Annotated in this window: 20 protein-coding genes; 15 read left to right on the top strand and 5 right to left on the bottom strand. The window is 48.3% G+C overall.

Going from position 1 to position 24,480, the window contains the following annotated elements; all coding sequences use genetic code 11:
* Window positions 1–22: 22 nt before the first annotated feature.
* Window positions 23–2,395 (top strand): hypothetical protein, encoded by a 2,373-nt coding sequence (locus ACFE8Q_RS19945; protein ID WP_375447196.1) that lies wholly within the window; start codon window positions 23–25, stop codon window positions 2,393–2,395.
* A gap of 9 nt (window positions 2,396–2,404) precedes the next feature.
* On the opposite strand, the gene ACFE8Q_RS19950 is transcribed toward ACFE8Q_RS19945, so the two are convergent.
* On the bottom strand, window positions 2,405–3,223 hold the full coding sequence (locus tag ACFE8Q_RS19950; protein ID WP_375447197.1) for a hypothetical protein: 819 nt from the start codon (window positions 3,221–3,223) through the stop codon (window positions 2,405–2,407).
* A 290-nt stretch (window positions 3,224–3,513) separates the two neighbouring features.
* Here ACFE8Q_RS19950 and ACFE8Q_RS19955 point away from each other — a divergent pair, with 290 nt between their 5' ends.
* The 12 genes from ACFE8Q_RS19955 to ACFE8Q_RS20010 all read left to right on the top strand — a co-directional run bounded on the left by ACFE8Q_RS19955 (window position 3,514) and on the right by ACFE8Q_RS20010 (window position 18,633).
* Window positions 3,514–3,906 (top strand): helix-turn-helix domain-containing protein, encoded by a 393-nt coding sequence (locus ACFE8Q_RS19955; protein WP_375447198.1) that lies wholly within the window; start codon window positions 3,514–3,516, stop codon window positions 3,904–3,906.
* A 238-nt stretch (window positions 3,907–4,144) separates the two neighbouring features.
* Entirely contained in the window at window positions 4,145–10,663 is a 6,519-nt protein-coding gene (locus ACFE8Q_RS19960; RefSeq protein ID WP_375447199.1) for a DUF6443 domain-containing protein, read from the top strand.
* A complete protein-coding gene (locus ACFE8Q_RS19965) occupies window positions 10,660–11,019 on the top strand; it encodes a hypothetical protein (protein WP_375447200.1) in 360 nt (119 codons plus the stop codon). The genes ACFE8Q_RS19960 and ACFE8Q_RS19965 overlap by 4 nt, the downstream gene beginning before the upstream one ends.
* A 90-nt stretch (window positions 11,020–11,109) precedes the next feature.
* Window positions 11,110–11,499, top strand: a complete 390-nt coding sequence (locus ACFE8Q_RS19970) for a hypothetical protein (protein WP_375447201.1) — start codon at window positions 11,110–11,112, stop codon at window positions 11,497–11,499.
* A gap of 89 nt (window positions 11,500–11,588) precedes the next feature.
* Window positions 11,589–11,933, top strand: coding sequence for a hypothetical protein (locus tag ACFE8Q_RS19975; protein WP_375447202.1), 345 nt, complete (start codon window positions 11,589–11,591; stop codon window positions 11,931–11,933).
* Between the two features lie 109 nt (window positions 11,934–12,042).
* Window positions 12,043–12,768 carry a DUF6088 family protein gene (locus ACFE8Q_RS19980; RefSeq protein ID WP_375447203.1) on the top strand — a complete coding sequence of 242 codons (726 nt, stop codon included), beginning with the start codon at window positions 12,043–12,045 and terminating at the stop codon, window positions 12,766–12,768.
* The gene (locus ACFE8Q_RS19985) at window positions 12,765–13,739 is read left to right on the top strand and encodes a nucleotidyl transferase AbiEii/AbiGii toxin family protein (RefSeq protein ID WP_375447204.1); all 975 of its coding nucleotides are present in this window, start codon (window positions 12,765–12,767) and stop codon (window positions 13,737–13,739) included. The genes ACFE8Q_RS19980 and ACFE8Q_RS19985 overlap by 4 nt, the downstream gene beginning before the upstream one ends.
* Window positions 13,740–13,909: 170 nt before the next feature.
* Window positions 13,910–14,842 (top strand): DUF3800 domain-containing protein, encoded by a 933-nt coding sequence (locus tag ACFE8Q_RS19990; protein WP_375447205.1) that lies wholly within the window; start codon window positions 13,910–13,912, stop codon window positions 14,840–14,842.
* A 776-nt stretch (window positions 14,843–15,618) separates the two neighbouring features.
* A complete protein-coding gene (locus ACFE8Q_RS19995; RefSeq protein WP_375447206.1) occupies window positions 15,619–16,827 on the top strand; it encodes a tyrosine-type recombinase/integrase in 1,209 nt (402 codons plus the stop codon).
* Window positions 16,828–16,984: 157 nt separating this feature from the next.
* Complete coding sequence (locus ACFE8Q_RS20000) at window positions 16,985–17,179, top strand: helix-turn-helix domain-containing protein (protein ID WP_375447207.1); 195 nt, start codon at window positions 16,985–16,987, stop codon at window positions 17,177–17,179.
* Between the two features lie 62 nt (window positions 17,180–17,241).
* Window positions 17,242–18,150 (top strand): toprim domain-containing protein, encoded by a 909-nt coding sequence (locus ACFE8Q_RS20005; RefSeq protein ID WP_375447208.1) that lies wholly within the window; start codon window positions 17,242–17,244, stop codon window positions 18,148–18,150.
* Between the two features lie 9 nt (window positions 18,151–18,159).
* Window positions 18,160–18,633 carry a JAB domain-containing protein gene (locus tag ACFE8Q_RS20010; protein WP_375447209.1) on the top strand — a complete coding sequence of 158 codons (474 nt, stop codon included), beginning with the start codon at window positions 18,160–18,162 and terminating at the stop codon, window positions 18,631–18,633.
* 33 nt (window positions 18,634–18,666) lie between these two features.
* Here ACFE8Q_RS20010 and ACFE8Q_RS20015 read toward each other — a convergent pair whose 3' ends face one another.
* Window positions 18,667–18,804, bottom strand: coding sequence for a hypothetical protein (locus tag ACFE8Q_RS20015; RefSeq protein WP_375447210.1), 138 nt, complete (start codon window positions 18,802–18,804; stop codon window positions 18,667–18,669).
* 58 nt (window positions 18,805–18,862) lie between these two features.
* Here ACFE8Q_RS20015 and ACFE8Q_RS20020 point away from each other — a divergent pair, with 58 nt between their 5' ends.
* Window positions 18,863–19,807, top strand: coding sequence for an ArdC family protein (locus ACFE8Q_RS20020; RefSeq protein WP_375447211.1), 945 nt, complete (start codon window positions 18,863–18,865; stop codon window positions 19,805–19,807).
* A gap of 68 nt (window positions 19,808–19,875) precedes the next feature.
* On the opposite strand, the gene ACFE8Q_RS20025 is transcribed toward ACFE8Q_RS20020, so the two are convergent.
* Window positions 19,876–20,430, bottom strand: a complete 555-nt coding sequence (locus ACFE8Q_RS20025; protein WP_375447212.1) for a hypothetical protein — start codon at window positions 20,428–20,430, stop codon at window positions 19,876–19,878.
* 450 nt (window positions 20,431–20,880) lie between these two features.
* Between ACFE8Q_RS20025 and ACFE8Q_RS20030 the strand changes: the two genes are divergently transcribed.
* Window positions 20,881–21,108 carry a hypothetical protein gene (locus tag ACFE8Q_RS20030; RefSeq protein WP_375447213.1) on the top strand — a complete coding sequence of 76 codons (228 nt, stop codon included), beginning with the start codon at window positions 20,881–20,883 and terminating at the stop codon, window positions 21,106–21,108.
* 74 nt (window positions 21,109–21,182) lie between these two features.
* Here ACFE8Q_RS20030 and ACFE8Q_RS20035 read toward each other — a convergent pair whose 3' ends face one another.
* Both ACFE8Q_RS20035 and mobF read right to left on the bottom strand, forming a co-directional pair.
* Window positions 21,183–21,572 carry a hypothetical protein gene (locus tag ACFE8Q_RS20035; protein ID WP_375447214.1) on the bottom strand — a complete coding sequence of 130 codons (390 nt, stop codon included), beginning with the start codon at window positions 21,570–21,572 and terminating at the stop codon, window positions 21,183–21,185.
* Window positions 21,556–24,312, bottom strand: a complete 2,757-nt coding sequence (gene mobF, locus ACFE8Q_RS20040; RefSeq protein ID WP_375447215.1) for a MobF family relaxase — start codon at window positions 24,310–24,312, stop codon at window positions 21,556–21,558. The genes ACFE8Q_RS20035 and mobF overlap by 17 nt, the downstream gene beginning before the upstream one ends.
* Window positions 24,313–24,480 lie beyond the last annotated feature (168 nt).

Consider the following 24,480-nt stretch of genomic DNA (forward strand, 5'->3'; position numbering starts at 1 on the left):
CTTTTAGGACAATATAGAGGCCATGTTGTCTCGTCGGTTAATCTTCAGTTGCTTTGTAGTCTTTGCCACGGTCATGCTGGGTGGTTGTCTACCCGGCGAGGAAGATGCTGCCACACGCTACAGCAATCTCAACAAAACAGCGGCGATCCACAATGCCGGGATTAGTTTGGGACAAGCCGCTAATAATGAACTGGCGTATCAAAAAGCATTGCGGATGCGCCCGACGGCTGTATTGGGTACACAAGACGTCGATACGACTAGCAACACGTCCAGCATTCTAAACAATCCCAAGCCGGTTGTGCCGAAAGGAGTCCGTGTCGATGTATGCAATGGGACTGGGGCGCAAAATGCTTTTGGCGCGATTGCTTATTTCATGACATCGCCAACAGGTGTTGCCAATCTCAGCTTGACGGGTGAAAGCATGGCGGCAAGTCTTGCTGAACAATATGGTTTTGATCACGTGGGCATACAAAAAGCTAGTGGAGCCGACATGCCCAAACAGGCAGCAGAGCTTGGTTGTCCTACACCCGCGAGTGGTGTCATTGCGGTTGGTTCGCCGATTGTCACGGTCGGTTTTCCGTATCGGGATAGTCTGTTGCCCGATCCTAACCTGACCACAGATGTCACCTTTACACGCGACATCACCATCCCTTGTCCAACTCCATTAACCGGTGTCGTCAAGCGGCAACAGCTTTGCACACTAAAGTCGATAGATGGCGCACACGCTACCAAAGAACTGACGACTATACAGGTTGGTAATCGATATTCGGCGGAAACGGATTATGCTACGAACAACGCGCAACGAGTAAACAAGGAATGGGTGTGTTCGCCCGATTTGAAACAGCCCTTGCCAGCCACGACCACCGCCGAGCAAACTGCTTATTGCCGCGACCCAAATAACAATATAACCAAGCCCGTCAATAATATCCAAGCAATTGATATATCCAATATTAAACAAAAGCTGGATACCGGAATTGATGGCTATTACACGTTCTTGTGCAACACGAACGGCACAGGTAAGTGTGTGGCTACACCCTATACCCCCCCCCCGGAGGTAAAGATACGGTGCGAGGCTAACCCTGTAAATGGCCGGTTCGTGGTTAATCCGGCGATCCCCTTACAATTAAACGGGGTAGGTGAGGTGCAAGCCGATCCTGCAAAAACTGGTACGCAGGATTGTGGAAGAGGCTGGCGCGGTAATTTGACAGCACGCTACATGGTCAAACGCTGTAACCTGTATCGGAAAACTGGTAACACTGACACGCTGATCGGCCAGAAGCAGACGATCTATCACATTGCGTATGCGGCGGCGAAATGCTCGACGGACGTCACAACTTATGCCCAATGTCCGACGGGTTTTGATCAGACCAAACAGCTGCGTTACAATGTGCGGATGGAAATGACACGTCCGGTCGCCTTGGAGTGGAGCGAACCGGTGGGAGGCACGACCCAATGGAGCACCAGCAACATCGCCACAACCCAAACTAGAACGTTGCGACCAGAAATAGCAAAAGAAGCGGATGATAACGGTTTTGTTATACCAAACTTGAGTACCAATGATTTGAATGTGTCAGACAACACAGAATGGTCAATCAAACTAGCCGATGGCATGAATTCAGCGGTTGCAGGGTCAGTGACCAAGACGACGAATTGTGATGGCAGTGCGTGTGGGGCAGGAACCCCAACAATCAGTCCGATTATTATATCATTTGCCGATTTAGATGTATTGTCAACAAAAGTTGTAGGAGGTAGTTCTGATTTCACACCGCTAATCTGTACAAATGGCACTGGTAAATGCCACATTCTTATGGGTGAAAAACAGAATTCTTGTGTTGGTCCAGATGCAACATGCACTCCAAACTTTGCAGTAGATGAAATTCATGTATCGGGTAAATTCTTTATGGACTATTTAGTAGATTATTATAACAAATTAATCAAACCCAACCTACCTAAAAATATCTCAGTTTCTTTTGAGAATGTTGGTTATTCTGCCAATAACAGAACTTATTATAATGAACCAGTTACATTGTGTGGCTTAGCCGGGTTAAGTGGTAGGAATGAAAAGAGAGCCATATTTGCAGCATATACGAAAAACGAATCTTATACACCTGCGGAAAAATGTTTAGCGACAAGAGGAACCTATACTGAATCGCGCGCATTAGCGGAAGCGGCCTTCGCTACGTATAGATCAAAAACTAATCAGCTCGAACTATATTCAACACAAAAAGGTAATGGAGATTATTTTTATCCGGGAAATTCTGCTTATGTATTGTCATTTCAAGTTTTAGCCAAACAAGGACAATTTACGGAAACAATTTCTAAATGGCTTCAACAAGCACAGAACAATGCAGGCACCACAACTAATGCATGTGGTGGTGCCGGTAATCCATTATAGTTTTTTATATTATTTTGCTAGTGTCATTTGCTTATCAGGAATTAAAAAATTTATATTGACAATGCGTTTAGTTTGTGGCGCAAAGCTATCAGCTTGTTCACGAGCCATCGCATAAGTATCTTTTCCCGTCACGCTACATGTTACACTACTGCCTTCTGTTTCAAATAAACGGATTGCTAAAACGTTCATTTTTTTTGTATCTTGAGTGGGGAACAAGATTTCAGTTGAAAGAGGTAATACAACAAGCATTGGCTTAGTTTTATCAATAGCACTCGCAAAACCTGTTTCAGGATTGCGTTCCATATTTTTGGTATCAATATTACAAGCTGTCAAACGATTAGTGATATCATACTCGTTATTTGAACTGCCTCCGTTTACCCAGACACGTTTGTTATTATCGCTTGCATCTGTTTTTACGTTTATATAAGTAGCGTAAACATCTGGTTCAGTTGCACTATAATGGACTTTTTGAAGATTAATTGTACCAGCATAAGCAGGCAGATCTAAGAAACCATTTTGAACGACAGTAATTGGAGGCTCAACAGGCGGATTAACCGGTTCAGGCGTCTCCGTTTTGCAGCCACTAAAACTTAATGCTAAAACACTTATTCCTAGCGCCAATCGATTAAAGCCACTTGTTACACCCTGTGTACGCGTTTCAATTGTGTCTTTAAATGCATTAAAAGCAGTTACGATAGGCTGAGCCGTTTGTGACATGATATCCTCCCCTGTGGACGGCTTGAGTATAGCAAAAAAGAGCTTTGTTTTCAAAGGCTTTCTCAAGGCTTGACAGACCCTTACCAAATTTGAATTAACTTGCTGATTCATAGTGGTTTAATATTAGTAAATTAACACTTTGCTTTTGTGTGTTAATTTCTGTGCTTCCCCGTCTCTAACCAATATAAGATCTACCATTTCAGCATGTCCGAGTCGATTTGCCTGAACTTCCTTAGCTTCGTATCAGAGCTGTGTATAACGGAGCATTGACCTTTAGCATTGCTTGGGGTGTCACGCTTACAGCTAATGAATTTTGTATGTGAAATAAGTACGATATATAGCCAATTATTATAACTTTGACTTTAAGAATCCTAAGTCTGACTTATAAAATATAAAGTTTCATGTCTATTGGCGAGAAGATCAGGAGTATTCGTAACATCAAGGGGTATTCGCAAGAAACGATGGCCGATCTGATCGGCATCTCCTCGATTGCTTACAGCAACATCGAACGGAGCAAGACCGATATCAGTCATTCGCGGCTGGAGCAGATCGCCAAAGTATTTGGTATGGACCTCATTGGTCTGTTGTCGCACGGCGAGCAGATCGCCAACATCTTCAATAACTGTACGAACAACCACGTCGTGGGATCAGGCAACATCGTTTATTCAGAAAAAGACCTGCGCCAGCAGTTAGAGAAATCGGAACTGGTCATCGCGAAGCTGACCGCCGAAAAAGAGAAAGCCGAGATGGAGGCCCATTACTGGAAGGATAAGTTTACCCGTACTAACAACTAGTCTGTCCATAGATCTAATACCAATTAATTAGCCCTACATCAGCATAACAGATCTAGAATAAGTAGCTAGGTGAGGAGGTCATTATTAGCGGAGTAAAAATAATTCGGTAAGCCATTCTTTTTGTCGAGTAACATTATTTATTTGTATTGATTTTCGTACAAATACTTACTTTATGGCGGCTAAATCCAATGCTAACCGTCGCTCTGCATTAGATTAAGCCACATCAATCTCTATCTGGATGCGCACTTTTACGCAACGATTACTTTGTACATCGCTTGGTATAGTTCTTTTTCTAACCGGCAGGGCTCAGGAAAAAAAAGATACGTTAAAAACGGCGGCTGTAACCGGAGCCTATGCTCCGTCTATCGTTCCGCCTTCACCTAATGCGGCGACAATGGGTCGGTATGGTGACTTACCCGTAAACCTGAGCAACGGCTTACCCAACCCAAACCTTACGCTGTTCACCGATACTGACAAGGATATAAACTGGACGGTCGGTATGGCCTATAATTATCCTGGTTTTATTCCCTCTGCTGAAGCCGGCCCTTTAGGGCATGGCTGGACTTTAGTCGGTGGTGGGACCATCACGCGGGTTATCCGGGGTTTTGAAGACGAAAAAAACCAGGGGCAGGGCGGCCAGCAGGGTTATTATTATAGCCGTACCCAAATCGGTGCTCTGCTCAATAACAACGGGCGCGTCATTTGTTCCAGCTGTCCCCCAGGCTTTCTCATTGGTACTTTAGACGGGCAACCTGATCTGTTCTCGTTTCAGGCGGGTCCGCTCAGCGGGCAATTTTTCATTGGTGAAGACGGCCAGTTTCACATCGTTTCGGACCACAAACTGAAGATCGAATGGACCCTGTGCCACACGTCTTCGCCCATCAATGGAATGCTCGAAGATAATATCATGGGTTTTCAGATTACGGCTGAAGACGGTACCGTGTACTACTTTGGTATGGCCAGCTGCTTCCAGCGGCCACTGACCAATATTGAATTAGTCTACAATGGCTCTGACTGGCTTATCAATGCCTGGCACTTGACCCGGATTGTCTCCCCGCAGGCAGGGCAAATTAACTTCACCTATTCTAACCACTGCATTCCGAACACGTTTGGCGTGATTAACCCGCGCTTTACTCAGTCCCGCCGGTCAGCCCGGCTGGTCCCTACCGGCACCGTGGGCGATGTGCAGTATGAAGAGTCAATCACCACTGGTGAACATGCCGAAAACCACCTGACTCACATTCGGGCCATCAACTGGACACTGGCCATCGCCACGATAGACAGCCTCTCGATGCGCCTGGTGCGGCGGCTATCCGTATGGGCTAAAACCAGTTCGACCGACTCAACTTTGCGGCGATCCATTCACTTTGGTTATGGTGATTACGACCGCACCGCCTTATTGACTTCGGTAGTGCAACAAGCGGGTAGTCGGACCGATTCGCTTTACCGCTTTGACTACTGGGCCAAACGGCCCGCCTCGGTGGATGGCACCACCTTTGGCCTTGACCACTGGAATTACTTCAACGGACAGACCACCAACACGACGCTGATTCCGCAATTGGGAGCCAATCGAAACCCAGACCTCACATCTACCCGGCTGGGGGCTCTGTCACGCATTCGCTACCCCACGGGTGGCAGTACAAGCTTCGACTATGAACCCAACGAGTTTAGCTTTCTCAGGGCTGATTCACTAACCTACAATAGCCGGGGGGAGTCCAGGGGCCTCATCGGTCGCCAGCCTCACGGAGGGTTGAGGCTCAAGACCGCCACTGATTTACCCGTCTGGGGAGGCCAGCCCATTGTCCGGCAATACAGCTATACCAAGCTCGATAATCCGACCCTGAGCAGTGGGGTGGTGGCTGAGTTGAGCAATCAGGCCGCTTACGTGCTGAGTTTGCCTCTGGAGTATAACTGCGGTTTCGGCCAAGGCAACTGCAACACGACGTACACGATCTACAGATCCGACCCGTTTTATCAGATGGCCCGTAACCCGGTCTACTACACTAATGTGCGGGTTCAGACGGGCAGCGACCAGGTGAGTGAGCACCGTTTTACGGGCCACAAAGACTATGCTGACAGTCTGGGTTATGCCTACGGACTGCTCAATCGGCGCGTGGGCCCAACGGGGGATGTAGGATTGGCCCGGTCAATGCCTCTGTCCGTGCGCCATTATAGCGGCGGTACGCTGGTGGCCCAAACCAGTTATTCCTACGCGCTGGTGGAGAGGCACCGGGCGAGAGCCTACTTCTGGGAGGTGTTCATGAATCTGACGGCGAACGGGCAGGGCTTCCAGAACAATAAAGGCTACTTTACCTATTCAGGCTGGCTGCAAAAGATCGCTGAAACCGAAACCCGCTATTACGGCGGAGCTGCACTTAGCAATACCACCTCCTATACGTATGCCAACGCCACCTATCTGCAACCCACGCGGATGACACAATCGGAGTCGAAGGCGGTTTCGCTCACCAGTTTGCCAGGCGCACCACCCAGCCGAGTGATCGAGACGACGCTGAAGTACCCTTACGATTTTCCCGCCAATACGACGCTATCGGCGATGACGAACCTGAACCAACTTCGGCCCGTCATTGAGAAACAGGTGAGTTTGGTAGAACGGACTGCGTCAGGAGGGAGCAATGTAACGCCCATCCGGTTTGAGCAGACCAGCTACGGCTCCTTCACGGGACCCGCGACGGTGATCTACTATTTGCCCACGCGCATTGATTACCGGATCGGCGTTGGGCCGTTACAAAATGGGATCGAACTGTTGACCTATGATGGCCGAGCGAATCTGACCAGTTACCGTGACCCCGGTGGACAGACCACCCAGATCAGCTACTTTACCGCTGGGGGCAAAGCCGACAAGCCCCGCGTGTATACGGTGGGTGGCGGGACCACGGGGACTGTATTAGCTCGTTCAGTAAGTTACGATTATGCGCCGCTGCTGGGCCTCTCAAGCACGACGGCGCTAACGGGGTACGTATCCAGTTATGATTACGATGGGTTCGGGCGGCTGTTGCGCAGCCGGGATCAGGATGGCAACGTGTTGGCACAGTATGCCTATCACCTTCCTGGCCAGCCCACACCCGCTGGTATCGGGGCCAGCCCCTCGACAGCTTTGCCCTATGTGGTCAGCCAGATTGCCCGTGAAGCGCAAACCACACTAGGCACAGCCCCGACCCAGACTCAAACGGCTATTGGCTATCTCGATGGACTGGGCCGACCACTGCAAACTGTGGGCTGGCAGGCTGCGCCAGATCTGGCCGATGCGCTGGGAGAGACGTCGGTATATGATGCCTACGGCCGGGCCAGTAAGCAGATTCTCCCTACAGGGAGTAATGGAGTTGCCAGCGGCCTGTATCGGTCTGATGCCGATATGCAGGCTGCGACGTTTTACGGCGACAGTCGCCCCTTCGGTGAAACTATTTTTGAGAATACCCCACTGGGCCGCCCCCTGAAACAATATGGCCCTGGCCAGGCGTTTCGGAACGCCAATGCTGACAAATTTATTGAATCACGGCATGCCATTGGTGGCAACGAAGTGACCCTGTATACGGTGGTCAGTGGTGGATTGAGTACCTCCAATACCTACCCGGATGGATCCTTATCTGCTGAACAAATGCTAACCGAGCAGGGGCTATACCGGATCATCTTCCGGGATAAAGCCGGGCGGATGGTCAGCCGGGGCGATCAGGCCGAAGCCGGTAATCTGAACAGTTTCCTAGTCACTGACTACGTCTATGATGAGCTAGGGCAATTGCGCTATGTGTTACCACCCAAAGCCAAGGCGCAACTCTCGACATTGGCTGCTTCGCTGAATGCCAAAGGGGAATTAACGTTTGAGAGTAGGGCGGGGCCGCTGAAAATGGCCGCTGCTCAACAGGCTGGCCTCAGTGGGGCCAACGCTGTCTACGCTCCGGTTACGATCAATGATACAGACGCGCTCTTGTTGGAAGGCATCTATGCCTATCGGTATGATGACAAAGGGCAACAAGTCGAGAAGCATGTGCCGGGGGCAGGCTGGCAGCAGACAGTCTATGATAAACGCTACCGACCGGTACTAGTACGCGATGAGAAAGACGGCTCCACCTGGAGATTCACCCAGTATGATGCCTTGGGACGCATCGTGCGGACTGGCCTGCTGCCACTGGCCAGCAAAGGGAACCCCGACCGGGCCACACTGCAAGCCCAGTTCGATGGGGTTGCAGTGCCTTATGAAGAATACCAATCAGCTAACGCGACGGATCTGTATTACTCTAACCAAAGCTTTTATGCCGACTACCGGCCGCTTCTCGATATAAAGCTTGCTTCGCTTTACGATACCTATAGCTGGCAAACCGATGCCAGCTACAACTTTCAGGCTGGTAACGCTTTTTCGCAGCCTCAACTGGGTAACGTCACCGGATTGGTCACGGGCAGTTTCGAGCGCAACCTGAACACGGGAGCGTGGTACAAGAACGTGGTGTATTACGACGCCAAAAGCCGCCCTATCCAGACGTTTGGGCAAAATGTGAATGGAACCATTGACCGGCTGGAGACCCGCTACCGCTTCAATGGTGAGATTTTGCAGGTACGTAGTGTGCAGCAGGGAAAGCTGGAGCTGACTACCCATCAGTATGACCACATGGGGCGCAAAACGGCTATCGACCATCAGATCGACAGTAAACCCGTTCAGCGGCTCTCCTCGTATGAGTATGACGCCATTGGACGTCTTCGTAGCAAGCGATTGAGCGGCGCGGCCGGCAGTGGGTCGGCCACCAGCCAGCAAAGCGGGCCGTGGTCGACGGGCAGCACCTGGCAAAGTGGCAACGTCCCTGGCACGGCGGAAGGCGTGACGATTGCGCCGGGTCATATGGTGACCGTGCCGGGCAATGTGGAGGCAGGGCAGCTCTTTGCGCAGGGGACAGTAAAAATCAATAACAACGCCCGCATTCGGCTCAATGGGCAGTCAGGCGGTGGGAGTGGCACAGGTATCGTTTTGCAGGTGGTCGATTATAGTTACCATATTCGTGGTGGCTTGCGAGGTATCAACACGGATCAATCTGGGAACCTTCAGCCGGGTAAGCTTTTTGCGATGAAATTGGGCTACGAAGACGATGGCACCTACTACAATGGCAATATCCGTAGCCAGAGCTGGCGGGCCAAATTGCCCACCGACAGCCTGGCGCGTAGCTATACCTACAGCTACGACGGTGTAGACCGGCTGACAGGAGCCATCTACGGCGGCGGAACATCGGGTGAAAACTACACCACTGACGGCATGAGCTACGATGCCAACGGCAACCTGCTGACGCTGAACCGGACGGGCCGCGATCAGCTCAGCTATAGCTATCTGGCCAACAGTAACAAGTTGCTCAGCATCACCGATGCGGTATCGGGTACGGCGGCGTTTGTGGATGGCAACAAAACGGGGGACGATTACGCCTATAATGCCGATGGTAGCCAGAGCAAAGACCTCAACAAAGGTATTACAGCCATTACCTATAACTATCTTAAGTTGCCTACTGGCTTTACGCTCAGTAACGGCACGGTGGTCAGCTACCAGTACAGTGCCACGGGCCGCAAACTGAAAAAGACCGTCGTGGCGAACGGTACGACCACGACCACCGACTACATTGGCAACCACGTCTATCAGAATGGGGTACTGTACCAGATTGCCCACGCCGAAGGGCGGATTATCCCGCAAGGAACAGACTATCAATATCAGTGGAGCCTGACAGACCACCTGGGTAATCTGCGGGTGAGTTTTATTGCTGGGACGAACGGCAAAGCACAGGTGGTGCAGAGTCAGGATTATGATCCTTGGGGCTGGCAGTTGCAGGGGCTGGGTACGTTGCCAAGTAGTACGTCTGATAAATACAAATACAACGGCAAGGAAGAGCAGGCTGAAACCGGCCTCTACGATTACGGTGCCCGTTTCTATGGGGCCACCGAAGGGCGATGGGGCGTGATCGATCCGATGGCCGAAGCTACGTATAGTCAATCGCCCTTCGGGTACGTTGGCAGCAATCCGGTGCGCAACACGGACCCCACGGGCATGCTTTCGGATGAGGAGTATCGCAAGTGGGCTAAGGAAGCCGACGCCTTGAGCGAGCGGGTGGAACAGCAGGGGGTAGGAGCCTATTCGGCACTAGCCCAAGATGGGCCAGGCGACAAGAACAAAAAGGCGATTCCTCAGCAGCATGGAACAAAACAAAAACAGGCGAATCAATCCCAAACTAAACAGGCGGAGGCCGGGGCGGGTGCTATCTTAGTGGGCACCAGCACACTGAGCAAGGTAGGTACTGCCGTAGAGGTGGTTACCGAGGCTACTCTGGAAGGCATTGCCACCTTGGGCCGCTTTGCGGCAATAGGTATTGGTGCAGGGCTTGCTGTTTTGGCAAGTGGTGTTGTGTTGCATGGTGATGAATCTACCACTCAGAAACCGGATGAACCTGACCCCTTTACCTTTTACCACTATACGAATGAAGCTGGTCTTGCCGGTATAATGGCTAGCGGTAAAATACTTCCTGATAGAAAGGGGAATGTTTATATCACTCAGGAAGCGATGGCCCCTGTTGACGTATTTCAAAATATCTTTTTGAGTCAACCGACCCACAAAGGACGAGGCAATTTTATGGTTGTTTTTGAGCTTCGTTCTGACCAAGTATCAAGGCTCAGAAATGATCCATCACAACCTCTTGAACTTGTTTATTCATTTGGAACTTTAAAGCTCCCTAAGATTATTTATGGTGGCCCGAATCTAATCCCTCAGAAATGAAAATTTCACAGATGAACCAGCTTTTAGTTTTACAGAAGGCATTAATGTTTGTAAAATTTGCTACTGACGATGTTGAAGCTCGCCATTTAGCAGCCAGTCCCATAACTGGCGAACTACTACAAAACATTAATGAAGCTTTGCATGAGTACTATGATCAAAAAGGGATTCGGCATAATGCTGATTATGGATCTATTGAAGATTTTCCTCATTACTTAGAAGCCGTCACTAAACACATAGCAACGATTGATAATTGGCATTCTTATGATGAGCACACACAAAAAGAAATTATCATATCGCTTTGTCTGCCGTATAAAATACAGGAATATACATTGAATACGCTGACAGATAAAAAGTAGGTCAAGTACTCTCCATTATACAGGATGTGTGGGTACAGTGCCGGATTTACTGGCAACGTGTACCTCGTTATTTCCTCAACCTCCAATCCGATGAAATATGAAGGATTTTTTAACACAGTTGATTACTCGCTGACCCACAACGTCTTACTTATGTACACTGAATATAAAGTTTCTTTCACAGAGAGCATCCCCTCTTACGAAAAAGTGGTTGATGAACTTCAACTTCTAACAGGACTTGAACTCAACATCGATTCCAAAACAAAAGAAATCTTCAACCCTTTCGATGACTCCGATACTGTTAACATACTTCCACCTGTATACACCAATGAATATATAATCATGGCGTTTTATGGCGACATGAATTATCTACTATGTGCAGCCATATACACTCTAACTAAGTTAGGAGGAAAATATGATCTTCATTTGCCCAAATGGTCATCAAAAAGCTGGAAAGAGTATAAACGAGATTCTAGCTGGTAGCTTTGAGAAGACTATGCGTATACGCAAAGAAGAGTAATCAACCGATATGTGATCACCGCACTGGATTTATTGACAACTTGTTCTTCGCTATGTTCACGAAACTTGAAACGCGTTTTATTGGAGAAACGCCTACCATAGGTGTAGTGCTTGAGAAACTAAGAACGGCTGTTGGATTTGACCAATTGATTATTAAAGAAACAGATCCAAATGACGTAGAAATCACTAATCCTTTGGATGAAGCTGATATGTGTGATGTGTACTGTGAAGGAAGTAGTTACTTTGTCATATGTTGGTATGATGATTACAACTATATGGTAGCTGCTTGTATGTACACACTTCGGTCACTTGGCGGTGATCATCGAGGCTGGCTTCCAGAATGGTCATCACTCAGTTGGGAAGAAGCAAAGCCACTTCTTAATTACCCGCTCACATAACTTTCTAATGGTTTTTGGTATGAAACACTGTTGATTACTGTGTCAAATGTCAAGTTTAATGAGTAAAAAACTTGACATCTAGTATGTTTTGCTGTAGCTTTGACAGATCATGACAGTTTCTGAAACCATCACCCGTCAAATAGAAAAAATCCCCGAAGCGATCAGTTTCGGCTACGCCGACCTAAATATCCCACGGCAGGACTTCTTGTCTGCCGCCAAAGCTTTGGAACGGCTGCAAAAAAAGGGGCTAATCCAGAAACTCTCCAAAGGCAAATTCTACAAGCCTAAACAAACACCGTTTGGTGAGAAGAAGCCCGATGAGCAACAGATCCTGAAGCCTTATTTGTATCAACATGGCAAACGCATCGCCTATATCACCGGTGGTACGCTTTACAACCAATTGGGTTTAACGACGCAGGTGCCAGCTACTATACAAATTGCCAGTCGGGACAAACGCATCTCCATCAATACCGGAGCCTTAAAAGCGACGCCAGTCAAAAGTTATGTTGATGTCACTGAGGAAAACTACCAGATGCTGGGATTTCTAGATGCCATGAAGGATTTAAAACGGATTCCGGACGTTGATGTTAATCAGGCTATTGCCATTTTTCAGAAGCGGATCGAGAGGCTTACGAATCAACAAGTGCAGTCGCTGATTGATTATGCGCTATGCTATCCTCCACGTGTCCGAGCATTATTAGGAGCGCTTTTGGAGAGTTTGAAAAACTCCAATCGCCTGACGATCCTTCGGGATTCACTCAATCCATTAACGCACTTTGATTTCGGTCTAGACCCAAGCCGTTTACCAACTGCTGCTAACTGGAATATTCGATGAGATTGCACGAAGACACAGCCTTGTTCAAAGACGCAATTAGTATCACGGCTCAGCGTCTGAACTTACCCGAGATCTATGTCGAAAAAGACTATTGGGTCACCTTTGCGCTGCATCGAATCTTTACAAGCCCTGTCGCAAATCTTACCGTCTTTAAAGGTGGAACGGCTTTGGCCAAGTGTTTTTCGTTTATCCAACGCTTTTCGGAAGATATTGACCTGGTTGTATTGCAAGGCCCCCATGATACCGCCAACCAGCTCAAGCAGCGTTTAAAGCAGGTAACCCAGGCAGTCACTGACGTCATGCCAGAAATAGAGCAGGACGGGCTGACCAATAAAAAAGGCATGATCCGTAAGACGGCGCATTCCTACACACGGCAATTCGACGGCCAGTTTGGGCAGGTCAGGGATTTAATCATTTTGGAAGTCAGTTGGCTAGGCTCAGCCGAGCCGTGTACAACCGGCAGGATCACTTCATTTGTATATGATATGATGCTAGCAAGTGGCCAACAGAACATGGCAGAAGATTACGGATTGTTGCCATTCGATGTCGCGGTCCTGGACCCGACCAGAACGCTGTGCGAAAAGATTATGAGCTTAGTGCGGTTTTCGTATACGCCAACGCCAATGGAGGATCTAAAAAAGAAGATACGTCATGTTTATGATCTGCATCAGTTGCTGCAACAGGACGATCTAACGGCATTCTTTAACTCCATTGACTTTGACTTGATGCTGAGGAAAGTGGTCGCCGATGACAAGGTGAGTTTTAAAAGCAATAATGACTGGCTTCAATATCATCCAAGTGAGGCACTGATCTTTACTGATGTCGCGCCAGTATGGAGAGAACTGAGAAGCACTTATAATGGAGGCTTCAAAAATCTGGTTTTCGGGGCATTGCCGAACGAGGAACATATTTTAGCAACATTAAGGAACATTAGAAGTCGTTTAGCACAGGTCGAGTGGATTATGCCATAAATCTCTATGAGCCGCTGCAAAAAGGGTTACGAATGCCAATTATGCTTATATTTATCGAAGTGTTTGTACCCCTATGTACAGTCTCAGCGCGGCTAAATGCTTAGCAAGAGCAGATCGACAAACCAATTTTTGCTTGAGAAGTGAATAATTAATATTAAATATCAAAATTCATGGTAATCGGCATTGACGAAGTTGGTGATTTTTCATTTAAGGCTACTGATTTTAATTATTTTGTTGCAGTATTAATTGACCAAAATGCAAATAAATATTCGCTGAAAAAACAAATATTTGAAGATTGGGAAAAGACAATACCACAAAAATGTAAAACCAGCAGTGGCGAAGTAAAAGGTCAGCTCTTAAATGAAGAGCTGCTAGAAAATTTCTACTCTGAGGTATTACTAAAAGGACCTTTCACACTTTGTGCAATAGTAAAGTTAATTCCTAATCAAGTATCTAAAGAAGACATAGATAAGATTAGAAATCATATGATTAGTGAAATCGATAACCAAATCATTGAATTTGCCAAGGTGGGCGACACGCCCATATTAGCAGATTATAAAAAGATTAGATCTTGGTATAAAAATAGAAATTATAATAATATCCTTAAACTGCTTGGGCTTGAACGAGTTTTAAGCTTGTCATTTGAACAGTCCTTAGGATGGGGACAAATAACATATGTGTTAGATAATGAGGATATATCAAATATAGAAAAAGTAAGATTTTTAGTTGATAAAGATTTCATTAAAGCTGCGAATACAACCAGGATACATAACGAACTATTTAGGCAGTATTTTCAAAGTAATGCTAATAAACATCATATACCAGTAGTGACTGGATTATGGAGGGATGAAGATCACCCTATTTGGAAAGTGCATCAAAAAATGGAAGACGGAAAGACCGGGGTTAAAGAGGCCTTTCGTAACAAGATATCTTTTGTAGATTCAGATAAAAGTTGGGAAGTTCGAGTGGCAGATATTGTTGGCACAATTATTCATAGATATGAAAATAGAGATAAATGCAAGGCTGTTGGTCTTAAATTGATGAATTCACATTTTGAGAGCAGGAGAAAGAACTTTGAGTATATTAAAATAGTAGTTGATTAATCTCTGGTTACATCGCTGTCCACGCCGTTTCATTACAATATCCCATGACTTTTGATGTAGAATGCGGACTTTGCCGCCAGCAGCGTTGCATGTGCTACTATCAGTGCCGATTTTAACGGCTACGTTTACATCTAGTTTTGTTGATGGTGAGGTTGTGCCGACATCAACCGTGTTATTTACTCCGTCAATGTACAATTGACTATTGAAAACGCTCGACGTATTCATAGTGGCAATAAGCAAATTATGAGCTTCTAATAATGCGTCAATATCTTCTGAAGGCCGAATGCGCATATTCCGGTCAGACACATTACATCACGAGATTCTAGATTGTCTTTAAATTACTGCGTCTTTTACACATTAGGTGCGTTGCCATATTATTGTTGCAACTGCCCCCGAGAAAGGGCTTGCTCTAGATCGCCAACGGCGATAGGATTGCAATTAGCGAAAGCCATGCTGCCGAGCGAAGCAGGGGACTACTTGGGGGACCAAAGCTAACCTGATGAACACAGCAATCGATTAATATAAACGGCTTAGGAGCCACAGATGGAAGCCTGCTCGAGGAGCCAAAACTCTCTTTATCATCTATTATTTGTTCTTAATAACCTTGCAAAAACGTCTGTTTTTCAAGGGTTTCGACGTATCCTAACATATACCGAGCTAGTCCACGGTTACCCCACATTCATCACGTTTGGGGGACTAAAGGGGGACTTTTTTGTGTATGACATATTCTTGGTCCCCCACTTTCCAATCACTGACCAGAGAAAGGATCGTCTGCAATGACTCTATCGGACATGCAATGCCGCACGGCCAAACCCAAGGCGAAACCATACAAGCTTGCTGACAGTGAAGGGCTTTACCTTGAGATTCTGCCATCCGGTCGGCGTTACTGGAAACTGAAATACCGCTTACATGGCAAAGAGAAACGGATGGCTCTCGGTGCGTACCCAGCAGTTAAACTTATTGATGCCCGACTGGAGAAGGGACGTATCAAAGAGGAATTGCGGAACGGATTTGATCCCATTCTGCGAAAGCTGGAGAAAAAGCAAACAGCGGCATTTAACGGGACACAGACTTTTGAAAGAGTTGCCCGGGAATGGCATAGCAAAGGATTAGACAACTGGGATGCTCGTTACGCACAGACCATTTTGCACCGGTTGGAAAAATATGTGTTTCATCAACTGGGTGCATACCCCATCAATGCTTTAAAGCCGATCATTGTACTGTCCTGTCTGCAACGGATCGAAACCACAGCTCCTGATATGGCGCGGCGTATCAAACAGCTCATTAGTCATGTTTGCCGCTATGCCATTGTCACGAGCCGTTCGGAATCTGATCCAACAATAGGCCTTGAGACGGCTTTAAAAAAGTACAAGAAAAGTCATTTTGCCTCGATCGACATAGATTGCTTACCGGAGCTGCTGGCCGCTATTCATCATCATAAATCGCGCTTGTATAGGCAAACCTTTCTAGCCATTCGTTTGATGTTTCTTACATTCGTGCGTACTTCCGAACTGTTAGAAGCCAGATGGACCGAGATTGATCTTGATAAAGCCATGTGGACCATACCAGCCGAACGGATGAAAATGAGGAGTCCGCATCTTGTTCCGTTATCTCGACAGGCTGTTGAAATCATTGTTGAGCTGAAAGTTCTTAATGGTCATCGTGAATACGTTTTTCCTAGTTTGCCTAGACCTCTTAAACCCATGAGTAAAGGCACCATCTTGATGGCCCTCAAACGAATGGGGTATACCCGTCAAATGACTGGACACGGTTTTCGGACTCTGGCACTGGGTATCCTGAAAGAGAAGCTCAACTACACGCATGAGGTGGCAGATCGTCAATTGGCTCATGTTCCCAAAAGCAGTACGGACAGGGCTTATGATCGAGCTAAATTTCTTCCTCAGCGCACAGAGATGATGCAGGTTTACGCTGATTATCTCGATTCTGTTTATATAGCTGCGCTACAGCTTCAGCTAAAGGTTTAGATAGTTGTCGATGAGATTAGTCAAGAACGATTGCGCTAATGTTTATTGGTGATTAACAGGATCAGATTCCTATTGTATTTGCCGTGTTATGGGCATACACTGAATATATTCCTATCATACAGTCGTATGTTCAGCGTATCCGTCAGAGGAGGGACCCATGACACAGAATAACAATAACGAACCGCTGCTCGACCGCAAAACTGCTGCCCGTTATCTCCGTGTGTCACCCGGCACACTCGCTGTCTGGGACTGCACGAAACGCTATGATCTCAAGCCTATCAAGATTGGCCGTGCTGTGCGTTACCGCCAATCTGATCTAGACGCCTTTATCGAACAGCGTCTATCGCGGTAATCTGCTTACCGCTTCAACCGCGTTCTAACTTCCCATTCTCAGTTCTGCATACGGAGGTCGTCATGGATATTGCCCATGCGAATACGATACCTATTGCCCAGATTTTAAGCCAGCTCGATATTCATCCCAAACGAACCACGCCACACCGACTGCTTTATCTCTCACCTGTGCGTCTGGAAAAAACGCCTAGCTTCTGGGTCTATCTCAAAACCAACCGCTGGCATGATTACGGCGATGGACGCGGCGGTGATCCCGTCGATCTCGTTTGTGCCTATCTCAAGTTCTGCCGTGAAGCGCATACCGTCTCTGATGCCTTACGATGGATTAATAACATGGGTGTGGCACCGTACCAGTTCAAGCCACCTGTCTATGAGACCGATCAGCCTGATGCACCCAGTCTTGTGCTCAAATCCCGCAAATCCATTCAGCATCTTGGGCTGATCCATTATCTGGAGAAGCGCGGTATTCCGTTGGAGATAGCGCATAAGCATCTCAAAGAAATCCACGTCCGAAACCAGAATACTCAGAAAAGCTTTTTTGCGCTGGGCTTTGCGAATGAAGAGGGTGGCTATGAATTGCGCAATCCGTTTTTCAAGGGCTCTTTAGGTACGAAGTCCATCAGCTTTATCCGAGGCTCAGAACCCAAGCCAGATAGTATCCATCTCTTTGAAGGCTTCATGGATTATCTATCCGCTATAGCACAACTGAACGGCAAAGGGTTCAAGGGCGATGCAATAGTCACCAACTCACTGTCCTGTCTCAAACAGGCCATTCCCTATATTCAGAATTACGGCTATCGCACCGCTTATACCTGGCTCGATAACGATCCAGCCGGTCAAAAGGCAACCGTTGCACTTGATGAGTTCTTCAAAACGCAGACCGATCTCACGCATACCCCGATGAACAAAATCTATGCGCCGCACAAGGATGTCAATGCGTGGCACATGCACCAACGCAACCTGACCTTGTAAGGAGAATTCATGTCGCAACTTCATTTGCATGACCTCTTCAAGGTCAACGAAGTCGAGATCATCTATCGCAACCGAATACCGTATCAGGACCGTATCCAGATCACACAATCAGCGACAGCCTATGAAGTTTTACGAGCCAACTGGGATGAAAACCGCCTGGAACTGGTCGAACAGTTCAAGATCCTGATGCTCGATCAGAAAAACAACTGTCTGGCCATCTCTGACATTGCAACGGGAGGCATGGCGGCGTGTCTGGCCGATCCTAAAGTCATCTTTGCAACGGCCCTCAAAGCCCGAGCCATTGGTATCATCCTGGCCCACAATCATCCCAGCGGCAATTTACAGGCCAGCGGTGCTGATCTCACATTGACGCGCAAACTGGTTGAGGGTGGCAAGCTGCTTGATATCAATGTGCTCGATCATCTGATTATAACAGCGCACAACTACACATCGCTTGCGGATGCAGGACTGATGCCACGCTAGCGGTTTGATGCAACCGTGTTGAGGTGAAGGCAATTAGGTCAACGGCACTGTGCCTGTCTGTTTATCAGGATCGACGCTGGTGATGTACCCGACGCGCTCATTCCACCAACCACAATATTCGCCAGCGTGTGCCACGCTTTCCCCGCCCGACCAATATTCTGGCTGGTTCATTCGACTGAACGCCGGGTGTTTTCATCCCCATCATCCTGACAAACGAAAGGACAGCGCGATGACAACTACAAATTCCACCAAACCCCGTTTCACCACCGCACCACAGGAGGCGCACTTGACCCAAAGCAATCCACAACAAAACGACGTCTATGCCCGTATCACCAACAAGATCATCATGGATCTGGAGCAGGGCAATCTCACCTGGCGCAAACCGTGGAACGTCGAGCATTTAGCTGGCCAGGTGCAACGTCCTCTACGCTGGAACGGTATTCCGTACAGTGGCATCAACACCCTGATGCTGTGGGGGACTGCTGCTGAGCAGGGCTATACGTCACCGTACTGGATGACTTATAAACAGGCCACCGAACTGAAGGCCAATGTCCGCAAAGGCGAGAAGGCGACACAGGTTGTGTACGCTGATAAAATCACCCGTGAGGGTGAGAACGACCAGGGCGAGAAGACGACCAGCCAGATTCCATTTCTCAAATGTTACACGGTGTTCAATGCGTCACAGATCGACGGTTTGCCGGAGAATTTCCATCCATCCATAACGCCTGCTGTTGATGATACCAAGCAACGAAACGCGGAACTGGAAGCGTTCTTCAAGCAGACCAAAGCTGATATTTACACCGGAACTCAGGCATCCTATTCCATTACCACCGACCGGGTGCAGATGCCCCCGTTTGAGAGCTTTAAAACTGTTACCGATTATTACGCCGTATTATCGCACGAGTTGACGCACTGGACACGTCATCCAACGCGTTTGGATCGTGACCTCGGTCGAAAAACCTATGGTGATGCAGGCTATGCCAAAGAAGAACTGGTGGCCGAACTGGGAGCCTGTTTTCTGGCGGCTGATCTCGGCTTCGAGCCAATGCCTGAGAAACAGCATGCCGCTTACATTCAATCCTGGTTACAGGCCTTGCAGGATGACAAGAAGCTCATTTTTACCGCCGCATCCCATGCGCAGAAAGCTGTTGAATACATCCACGGGCTAACTTAACTCTTAGCCTTCAGTGTATTTCCGATTATTGGCCAGACATTTATCTGGCCTATAAACTATAGTCTCTCTTAAGTGGTAGGCGTTTCGCCTGTATTTAGTTGATTGCTACGTCGTGAAGGTGTCCCAAGTACTGCTTTTGCAGCATATCTAAACAGGACTACATCAGTAAGTGGATAATCGTCACGTTCAAACACAACTTTGTATTTGTGCATATTTCGATCATAACCGAGCATATCTGCCCCCACTCCAACCATTTCTTTGAGTGTCTGTAAGGTCATGTTCTCACATATGACTGGATCGCCCAAATGATCTGAATTGTACTTCAAAAAAATGGATGGATGTGTATTGCCTTCTGAGGAGACATAGATACGAAAAGGTTCCGATAATAGCTTTTCCTCAAGAGGCTTACTCATCAAGCCAATAATTTCATCATGCTTGTTGATAAACTCTACGACTCCATCCTCATTGAAGTTCACCACGCCGCCATACTCTGTGACATGCTCACTGCCTAATGCGTAGGTCTTTTTAGCGGCTTCGTCAGGAGATGCGGTCTTTTGACTGGCTTTCAAACCATTTGTTGAATGGGAGGAAGTACTGTCAATTGGCTCATTTTTAAAAGACATGTTAAACACCTTGTGGCAGCGTGCTGTAGATGTTTTGTATTGTCATAAAAGTAAGCTCGGGAGTCAAGCCTTTTTTCAGCATACAAAGGCTTGGCAAACCGACCGATGACACTCCTTAACATCTCATCTCATGTCCAAAAAGCCGTTTTATACATTCACGAGCTTACCTAGCCCTAGGCGGTGCGTGTTCTGCTTACCCGGATGGGTTAGCTTGTTGACGTTGTTTCGTTTCGATCAACGACGCTCCTTTGTTTGTCGGTTGATTTACGATGTCAGCTTAGCCCAACCATCCGTGACGACGCTTATCCCTCCTTTTTGACGCGTCAAAAAGGATCTGACGACTCAGGCAAAAATAGACACTGCGTATCGATTTGTGCCTTCGGGGAGCTGTCACGGACAGTCGGGCTTTGCCCGCTTCCATCATCAACAGCAAACAAAGGAGACTAGCTGATGACAAACCAAACCGAAACCAATGCCAAAGCACCAACCCACACGATTTACGTGGTCGAAGCCAAAGAGGGCAATGCAAAGTCCGACTGGCTGAAAGTCGGCGTTGCCTGGGAACACAGCGATAAAGAAGGCCTGAATTTATCGATCAACACCTTGGGTGCCGCCTACCTGCAAACCAAAGGCCAGGAAGCCACATTAAGCGTCCGGCGCAACAAACCGCAGGAATAACATCTAAAAGCCGGGCAGAGATAATCTGCCCGGCTTCTTATCCTTTTCACTCGGATAGGGACCTATTAAATTCATCAACTGTCGGTCGTGACTTTTATCTCAATTACAATCGGCGTTTGGGTCTCTTCTGCTAGCGCATAGCGTGCATCAAGGGCTGTTACGATACGCGGCAGATGATCCAGCAGGGCCATGAATAACGATTCCAGATGATAACCCGACAGGCTGATTTGATAGGATGAAAAGTTTAGCGTGATCATATTGCGGTCATCATGGGGCTCAAACTCTGTCGCAATCAGATAGGCGTAGTTGTAAAAAGCCTTTTTCCCGTCAGGCCATACAAAACAGATATTGCGTGCATGACCAGGCGTTTCATACAGCTTTGCTGTATCCTGACCCACCTCATTTGTTGAAGTCGGATCACTCTCCCGCATCTGATCAAACCGGAGTTTAAAGCCGTGGTTCATAATCGCGGTCTTTGGCTTTAGATGGTGTTTTTTCCGGTGAGGCGACCGTTTTCGTTTGGTGAACGTCAACCGGCTGGCGTTGAATGTCCGCCCGGATGCGCTCGTTCACCAGTGCCTGTGTCTGATGTTTACGACTGACCAGCTCGGACGCCGATTGCCGGTCACCAAGCCGTGCGGCGTGATCCAGCAACTGTTCCCGGTCATCAGTGTAGATACGTGCCCGGTCCCGGCCACGGGAGACCGACACATAGAACTGTTTGGCGTCGGTCGCTGCAAAGGTGCTGGCAGGCTGTGCGATAAAGACCTCATCAACTGTTTTGCCCTGTGAGGCGTGAGAGGTCACACAATAGGCATGGGCGAGGTGACCATAATCCACACTTAACTGATAGGTTGCCTTACTGATGTCGTTGCGCAGACGAATATCCCCTGATTTGGTAACCGAGACCACGTCCAGAATCTGGCCGTTATTGAGCCTGTTCTTATCCTGATCAAAGCCATTGCGGGTGATACGGATTTTATCCCCTTTGGCAAGAGCGATGTCTGCTGTGCGGTACACATCATAGTCGCAGCTTTTATGCACGGGCAGGGGAACACCCTGTTGATCATCGCTACCGATGAACACCCCCTTATCGCTGCTGCTTTCAATCGTCCACACACTGCCTCGTTTGATACCCGGCAAATTCTGGCTGAACTGTACCACCTGACCAACTTTAAAGTTACGCCAGTCTGTTTTTTCAGCTTCCGTCAAATTGGTGTTGATGAGACGTCTGGCAGTTATTTCTTTTTTGCCAAGCAGCCCATCGGCTTGCATCTGTTCGCGAATGGATTGTGTCACCGCATCGCTGTTTTGATGCGTCGGCGAAATCACAATCGCCGACTTGCCTTTCTTGATGGTGTCCACATAATCCCTGACCAGCAGCTCGTTTGGTTTGAGGGGATCAATCGTTTGAATAGCACCCATCTCATTCAGCTTGCCAAAAGCCTCTTTGACGTCGCCTTTCGACAGGTCTTCAACTGCCGCCCGATAAAGCGTATCCCGCTGGCGACGGATTTTACTGACCTCAGCGGCTTGAATACCCCCGACCGTATTGAGAATCCGTAACGCATCCCCGCGTACGACCGAACTGTGCTGACGGGTGTCGCCCCCCAATATCAGCCGGGCATTTTTATCGTGTGCCAGTTTGAGCAGTTCCGTCATATCATGAGTGCCCAGCAACCCGGCCTCATCGACCCACAGAACCTGGTTGAGCAGGGCATCCTGCATTTTTTGATCCGTCAGAATTTTGGCAACGGTCTCAGCCGTGCCAAACCCTTCCTCGCGCAACACTCCCCGCGATGCACCCGACGTGGGAGCCACAACGGTTACCGTTTTGCCAGCCTTCGTCATCCACTCAGAGGCTTCGCGCATCAGCGTTGTCTTGCCCGACCCTGCGGCTCCCCGGATGATCGAGACCTGATGGGTCGAGGTCAGCACATGCCGGATCGCTTCGCCCTGTTGTCCATCAAGAGTGATGTCAGGGACGGTTGTGTATAACGGCCTGAATTTACCTTGCCCACGACGCGCCAGCTCAACCATCTGCTGCTCTTCGCCCAGTACCTGCCGTGTCGTACACAGAATACGGTTTTTGTCGTTGACCTGCATGACACGCTGATCGGCTTGAAACGCGTCCGTAATGGCCTCCAGCTTGACCGCTACATGATCTAGACTGTGCCGGTAAGCACTGGCCAGCAGCCGCCGATCCTGAATCACTGAAGCCCGTTCAAAGCCGTGCTCCAGCGCATGATTGACGCAATGTTCGGGCGTCAGTACCGCTTTTGCTTTTTCGGGTGCAAACCGGATAATTGTTTTGCCTTCCGATTGGTCACCGGTGCCCAGTTCCAACATCTGTCGTCGCCAGTCGGCTTTCAATTCACTCATGCTGTAACCGGTCTGCTTTTTGGAACGGGTCCTGGCCCCCAAAGCTCCCAGTTCGTCAATGTCGGTAACACCTTTTTCTTTGGCGATCCGCCCGATCTCATTAGTGCGTTTGGAAAACAGATCAAGCACCTTTTGCGGGACCCCCTCGATCTCAAAGGACTTGTCTGTGCGCCGGATTTGATAGCCCTGTTCGATCAACTTATCCGACAGCCGCTTGTGGAAAATGGCCTGGTAATAGGGCATATCCCGGTTGATGTCGCGGAACTGCCCGGCCTTGACCTGTTGTTCCGCTTCGTCCCACGTCGCATTGAACACAAAGCAATGAGCATGCAAATGCGGGTCCGGTAAATAGCCATCCACGGGCCGAGACGTTTGATGGACAAACTCCGCATGAAGCAGTTCCCCGGTGTCCCGTTCGCTGGTCTCCTTGTTTTTACGGACCCGCGTTTTGGCGTCGCGTTCAATATCGGCCATCGTTCGCCGAACACTGTCCTGGAACGCATCCAGAATGTGACTGTCATTTGAGAGGCTGTGCAGAATGCTGACCGACTTTGGGCAGTGAAAATTCAGATCATAGCCGACTGTGCGCTGTTCATTGGTGCGGGGGGTCAAAGCCTCACCGGTCACGGGATTGACGTTATCGCAGAGTGCGAAAAATGTCTTCTTATCAACCGGACCGGTGAGACCGAGACGCTCCGCCAGTTTCCCTTGCATCATGCCCTGTAGCTCCTGATCATTCAGGTAATAATCCGCCTTCGCCAAGGCCTGCGAAAAATAGGTCTTGGCACCGGATGCGGACTGGCTCTGGATCATTCTAATCATGACGAACAGGATAAATCAGATTGCTGGAAACGTTGGCCTGAATCGCACTTTCGTAAGCCCTGTACAGTGTGATTAACGCACAGCTATGGTGTGCCCTTAGCCAGAGTTTTTCTTGACCGATGCACAGTTCGTTTTGTATCAGACGTCTTCTCTAAGCACAGCTTATAG

This window comes from uncultured Fibrella sp. (genome assembly GCF_964250085.1).
Classification (GTDB): Bacteria; Bacteroidota; Bacteroidia; order Cytophagales; family Spirosomataceae; genus Fibrella.

What these genes read in the sequence shown, in the direction of transcription:
- ACFE8Q_RS19945 (WP_375447196.1), top strand. Translation starts at nt 23, where the DNA reads ATGTTGTCTCGTCGGTTAATCTTCAGTTGCTTTGTAGTCTTTGCCACG.
- ACFE8Q_RS19950 (WP_375447197.1), bottom strand. Translation starts at nt 3,223, where the DNA reads ATGAATCAGCAAGTTAATTCAAATTTGGTAAGGGTCTGTCAAGCCTTG.
- ACFE8Q_RS19955 (WP_375447198.1), top strand. Translation starts at nt 3,514, where the DNA reads ATGTCTATTGGCGAGAAGATCAGGAGTATTCGTAACATCAAGGGGTAT.
- ACFE8Q_RS19960 (WP_375447199.1), top strand. Translation starts at nt 4,145, where the DNA reads ATGCGCACTTTTACGCAACGATTACTTTGTACATCGCTTGGTATAGTT.
- ACFE8Q_RS19965 (WP_375447200.1), top strand. Translation starts at nt 10,660, where the DNA reads ATGAAAATTTCACAGATGAACCAGCTTTTAGTTTTACAGAAGGCATTA.
- ACFE8Q_RS19970 (WP_375447201.1), top strand. Translation starts at nt 11,110, where the DNA reads ATGAAATATGAAGGATTTTTTAACACAGTTGATTACTCGCTGACCCAC.
- ACFE8Q_RS19975 (WP_375447202.1), top strand. Translation starts at nt 11,589, where the DNA reads ATGTTCACGAAACTTGAAACGCGTTTTATTGGAGAAACGCCTACCATA.
- ACFE8Q_RS19980 (WP_375447203.1), top strand. Translation starts at nt 12,043, where the DNA reads ATGACAGTTTCTGAAACCATCACCCGTCAAATAGAAAAAATCCCCGAA.
- ACFE8Q_RS19985 (WP_375447204.1), top strand. Translation starts at nt 12,765, where the DNA reads ATGAGATTGCACGAAGACACAGCCTTGTTCAAAGACGCAATTAGTATC.
- ACFE8Q_RS19990 (WP_375447205.1), top strand. Translation starts at nt 13,910, where the DNA reads ATGGTAATCGGCATTGACGAAGTTGGTGATTTTTCATTTAAGGCTACT.
- ACFE8Q_RS19995 (WP_375447206.1), top strand. Translation starts at nt 15,619, where the DNA reads ATGACTCTATCGGACATGCAATGCCGCACGGCCAAACCCAAGGCGAAA.
- ACFE8Q_RS20000 (WP_375447207.1), top strand. Translation starts at nt 16,985, where the DNA reads ATGACACAGAATAACAATAACGAACCGCTGCTCGACCGCAAAACTGCT.
- ACFE8Q_RS20005 (WP_375447208.1), top strand. Translation starts at nt 17,242, where the DNA reads ATGGATATTGCCCATGCGAATACGATACCTATTGCCCAGATTTTAAGC.
- ACFE8Q_RS20010 (WP_375447209.1), top strand. Translation starts at nt 18,160, where the DNA reads ATGTCGCAACTTCATTTGCATGACCTCTTCAAGGTCAACGAAGTCGAG.
- ACFE8Q_RS20015 (WP_375447210.1), bottom strand. Translation starts at nt 18,804, where the DNA reads ATGAACCAGCCAGAATATTGGTCGGGCGGGGAAAGCGTGGCACACGCT.
- ACFE8Q_RS20020 (WP_375447211.1), top strand. Translation starts at nt 18,863, where the DNA reads ATGACAACTACAAATTCCACCAAACCCCGTTTCACCACCGCACCACAG.
- ACFE8Q_RS20025 (WP_375447212.1), bottom strand. Translation starts at nt 20,430, where the DNA reads ATGTCTTTTAAAAATGAGCCAATTGACAGTACTTCCTCCCATTCAACA.
- ACFE8Q_RS20030 (WP_375447213.1), top strand. Translation starts at nt 20,881, where the DNA reads ATGACAAACCAAACCGAAACCAATGCCAAAGCACCAACCCACACGATT.
- ACFE8Q_RS20035 (WP_375447214.1), bottom strand. Translation starts at nt 21,572, where the DNA reads ATGAACCACGGCTTTAAACTCCGGTTTGATCAGATGCGGGAGAGTGAT.
- mobF (WP_375447215.1), bottom strand. Translation starts at nt 24,312, where the DNA reads ATGATTAGAATGATCCAGAGCCAGTCCGCATCCGGTGCCAAGACCTAT.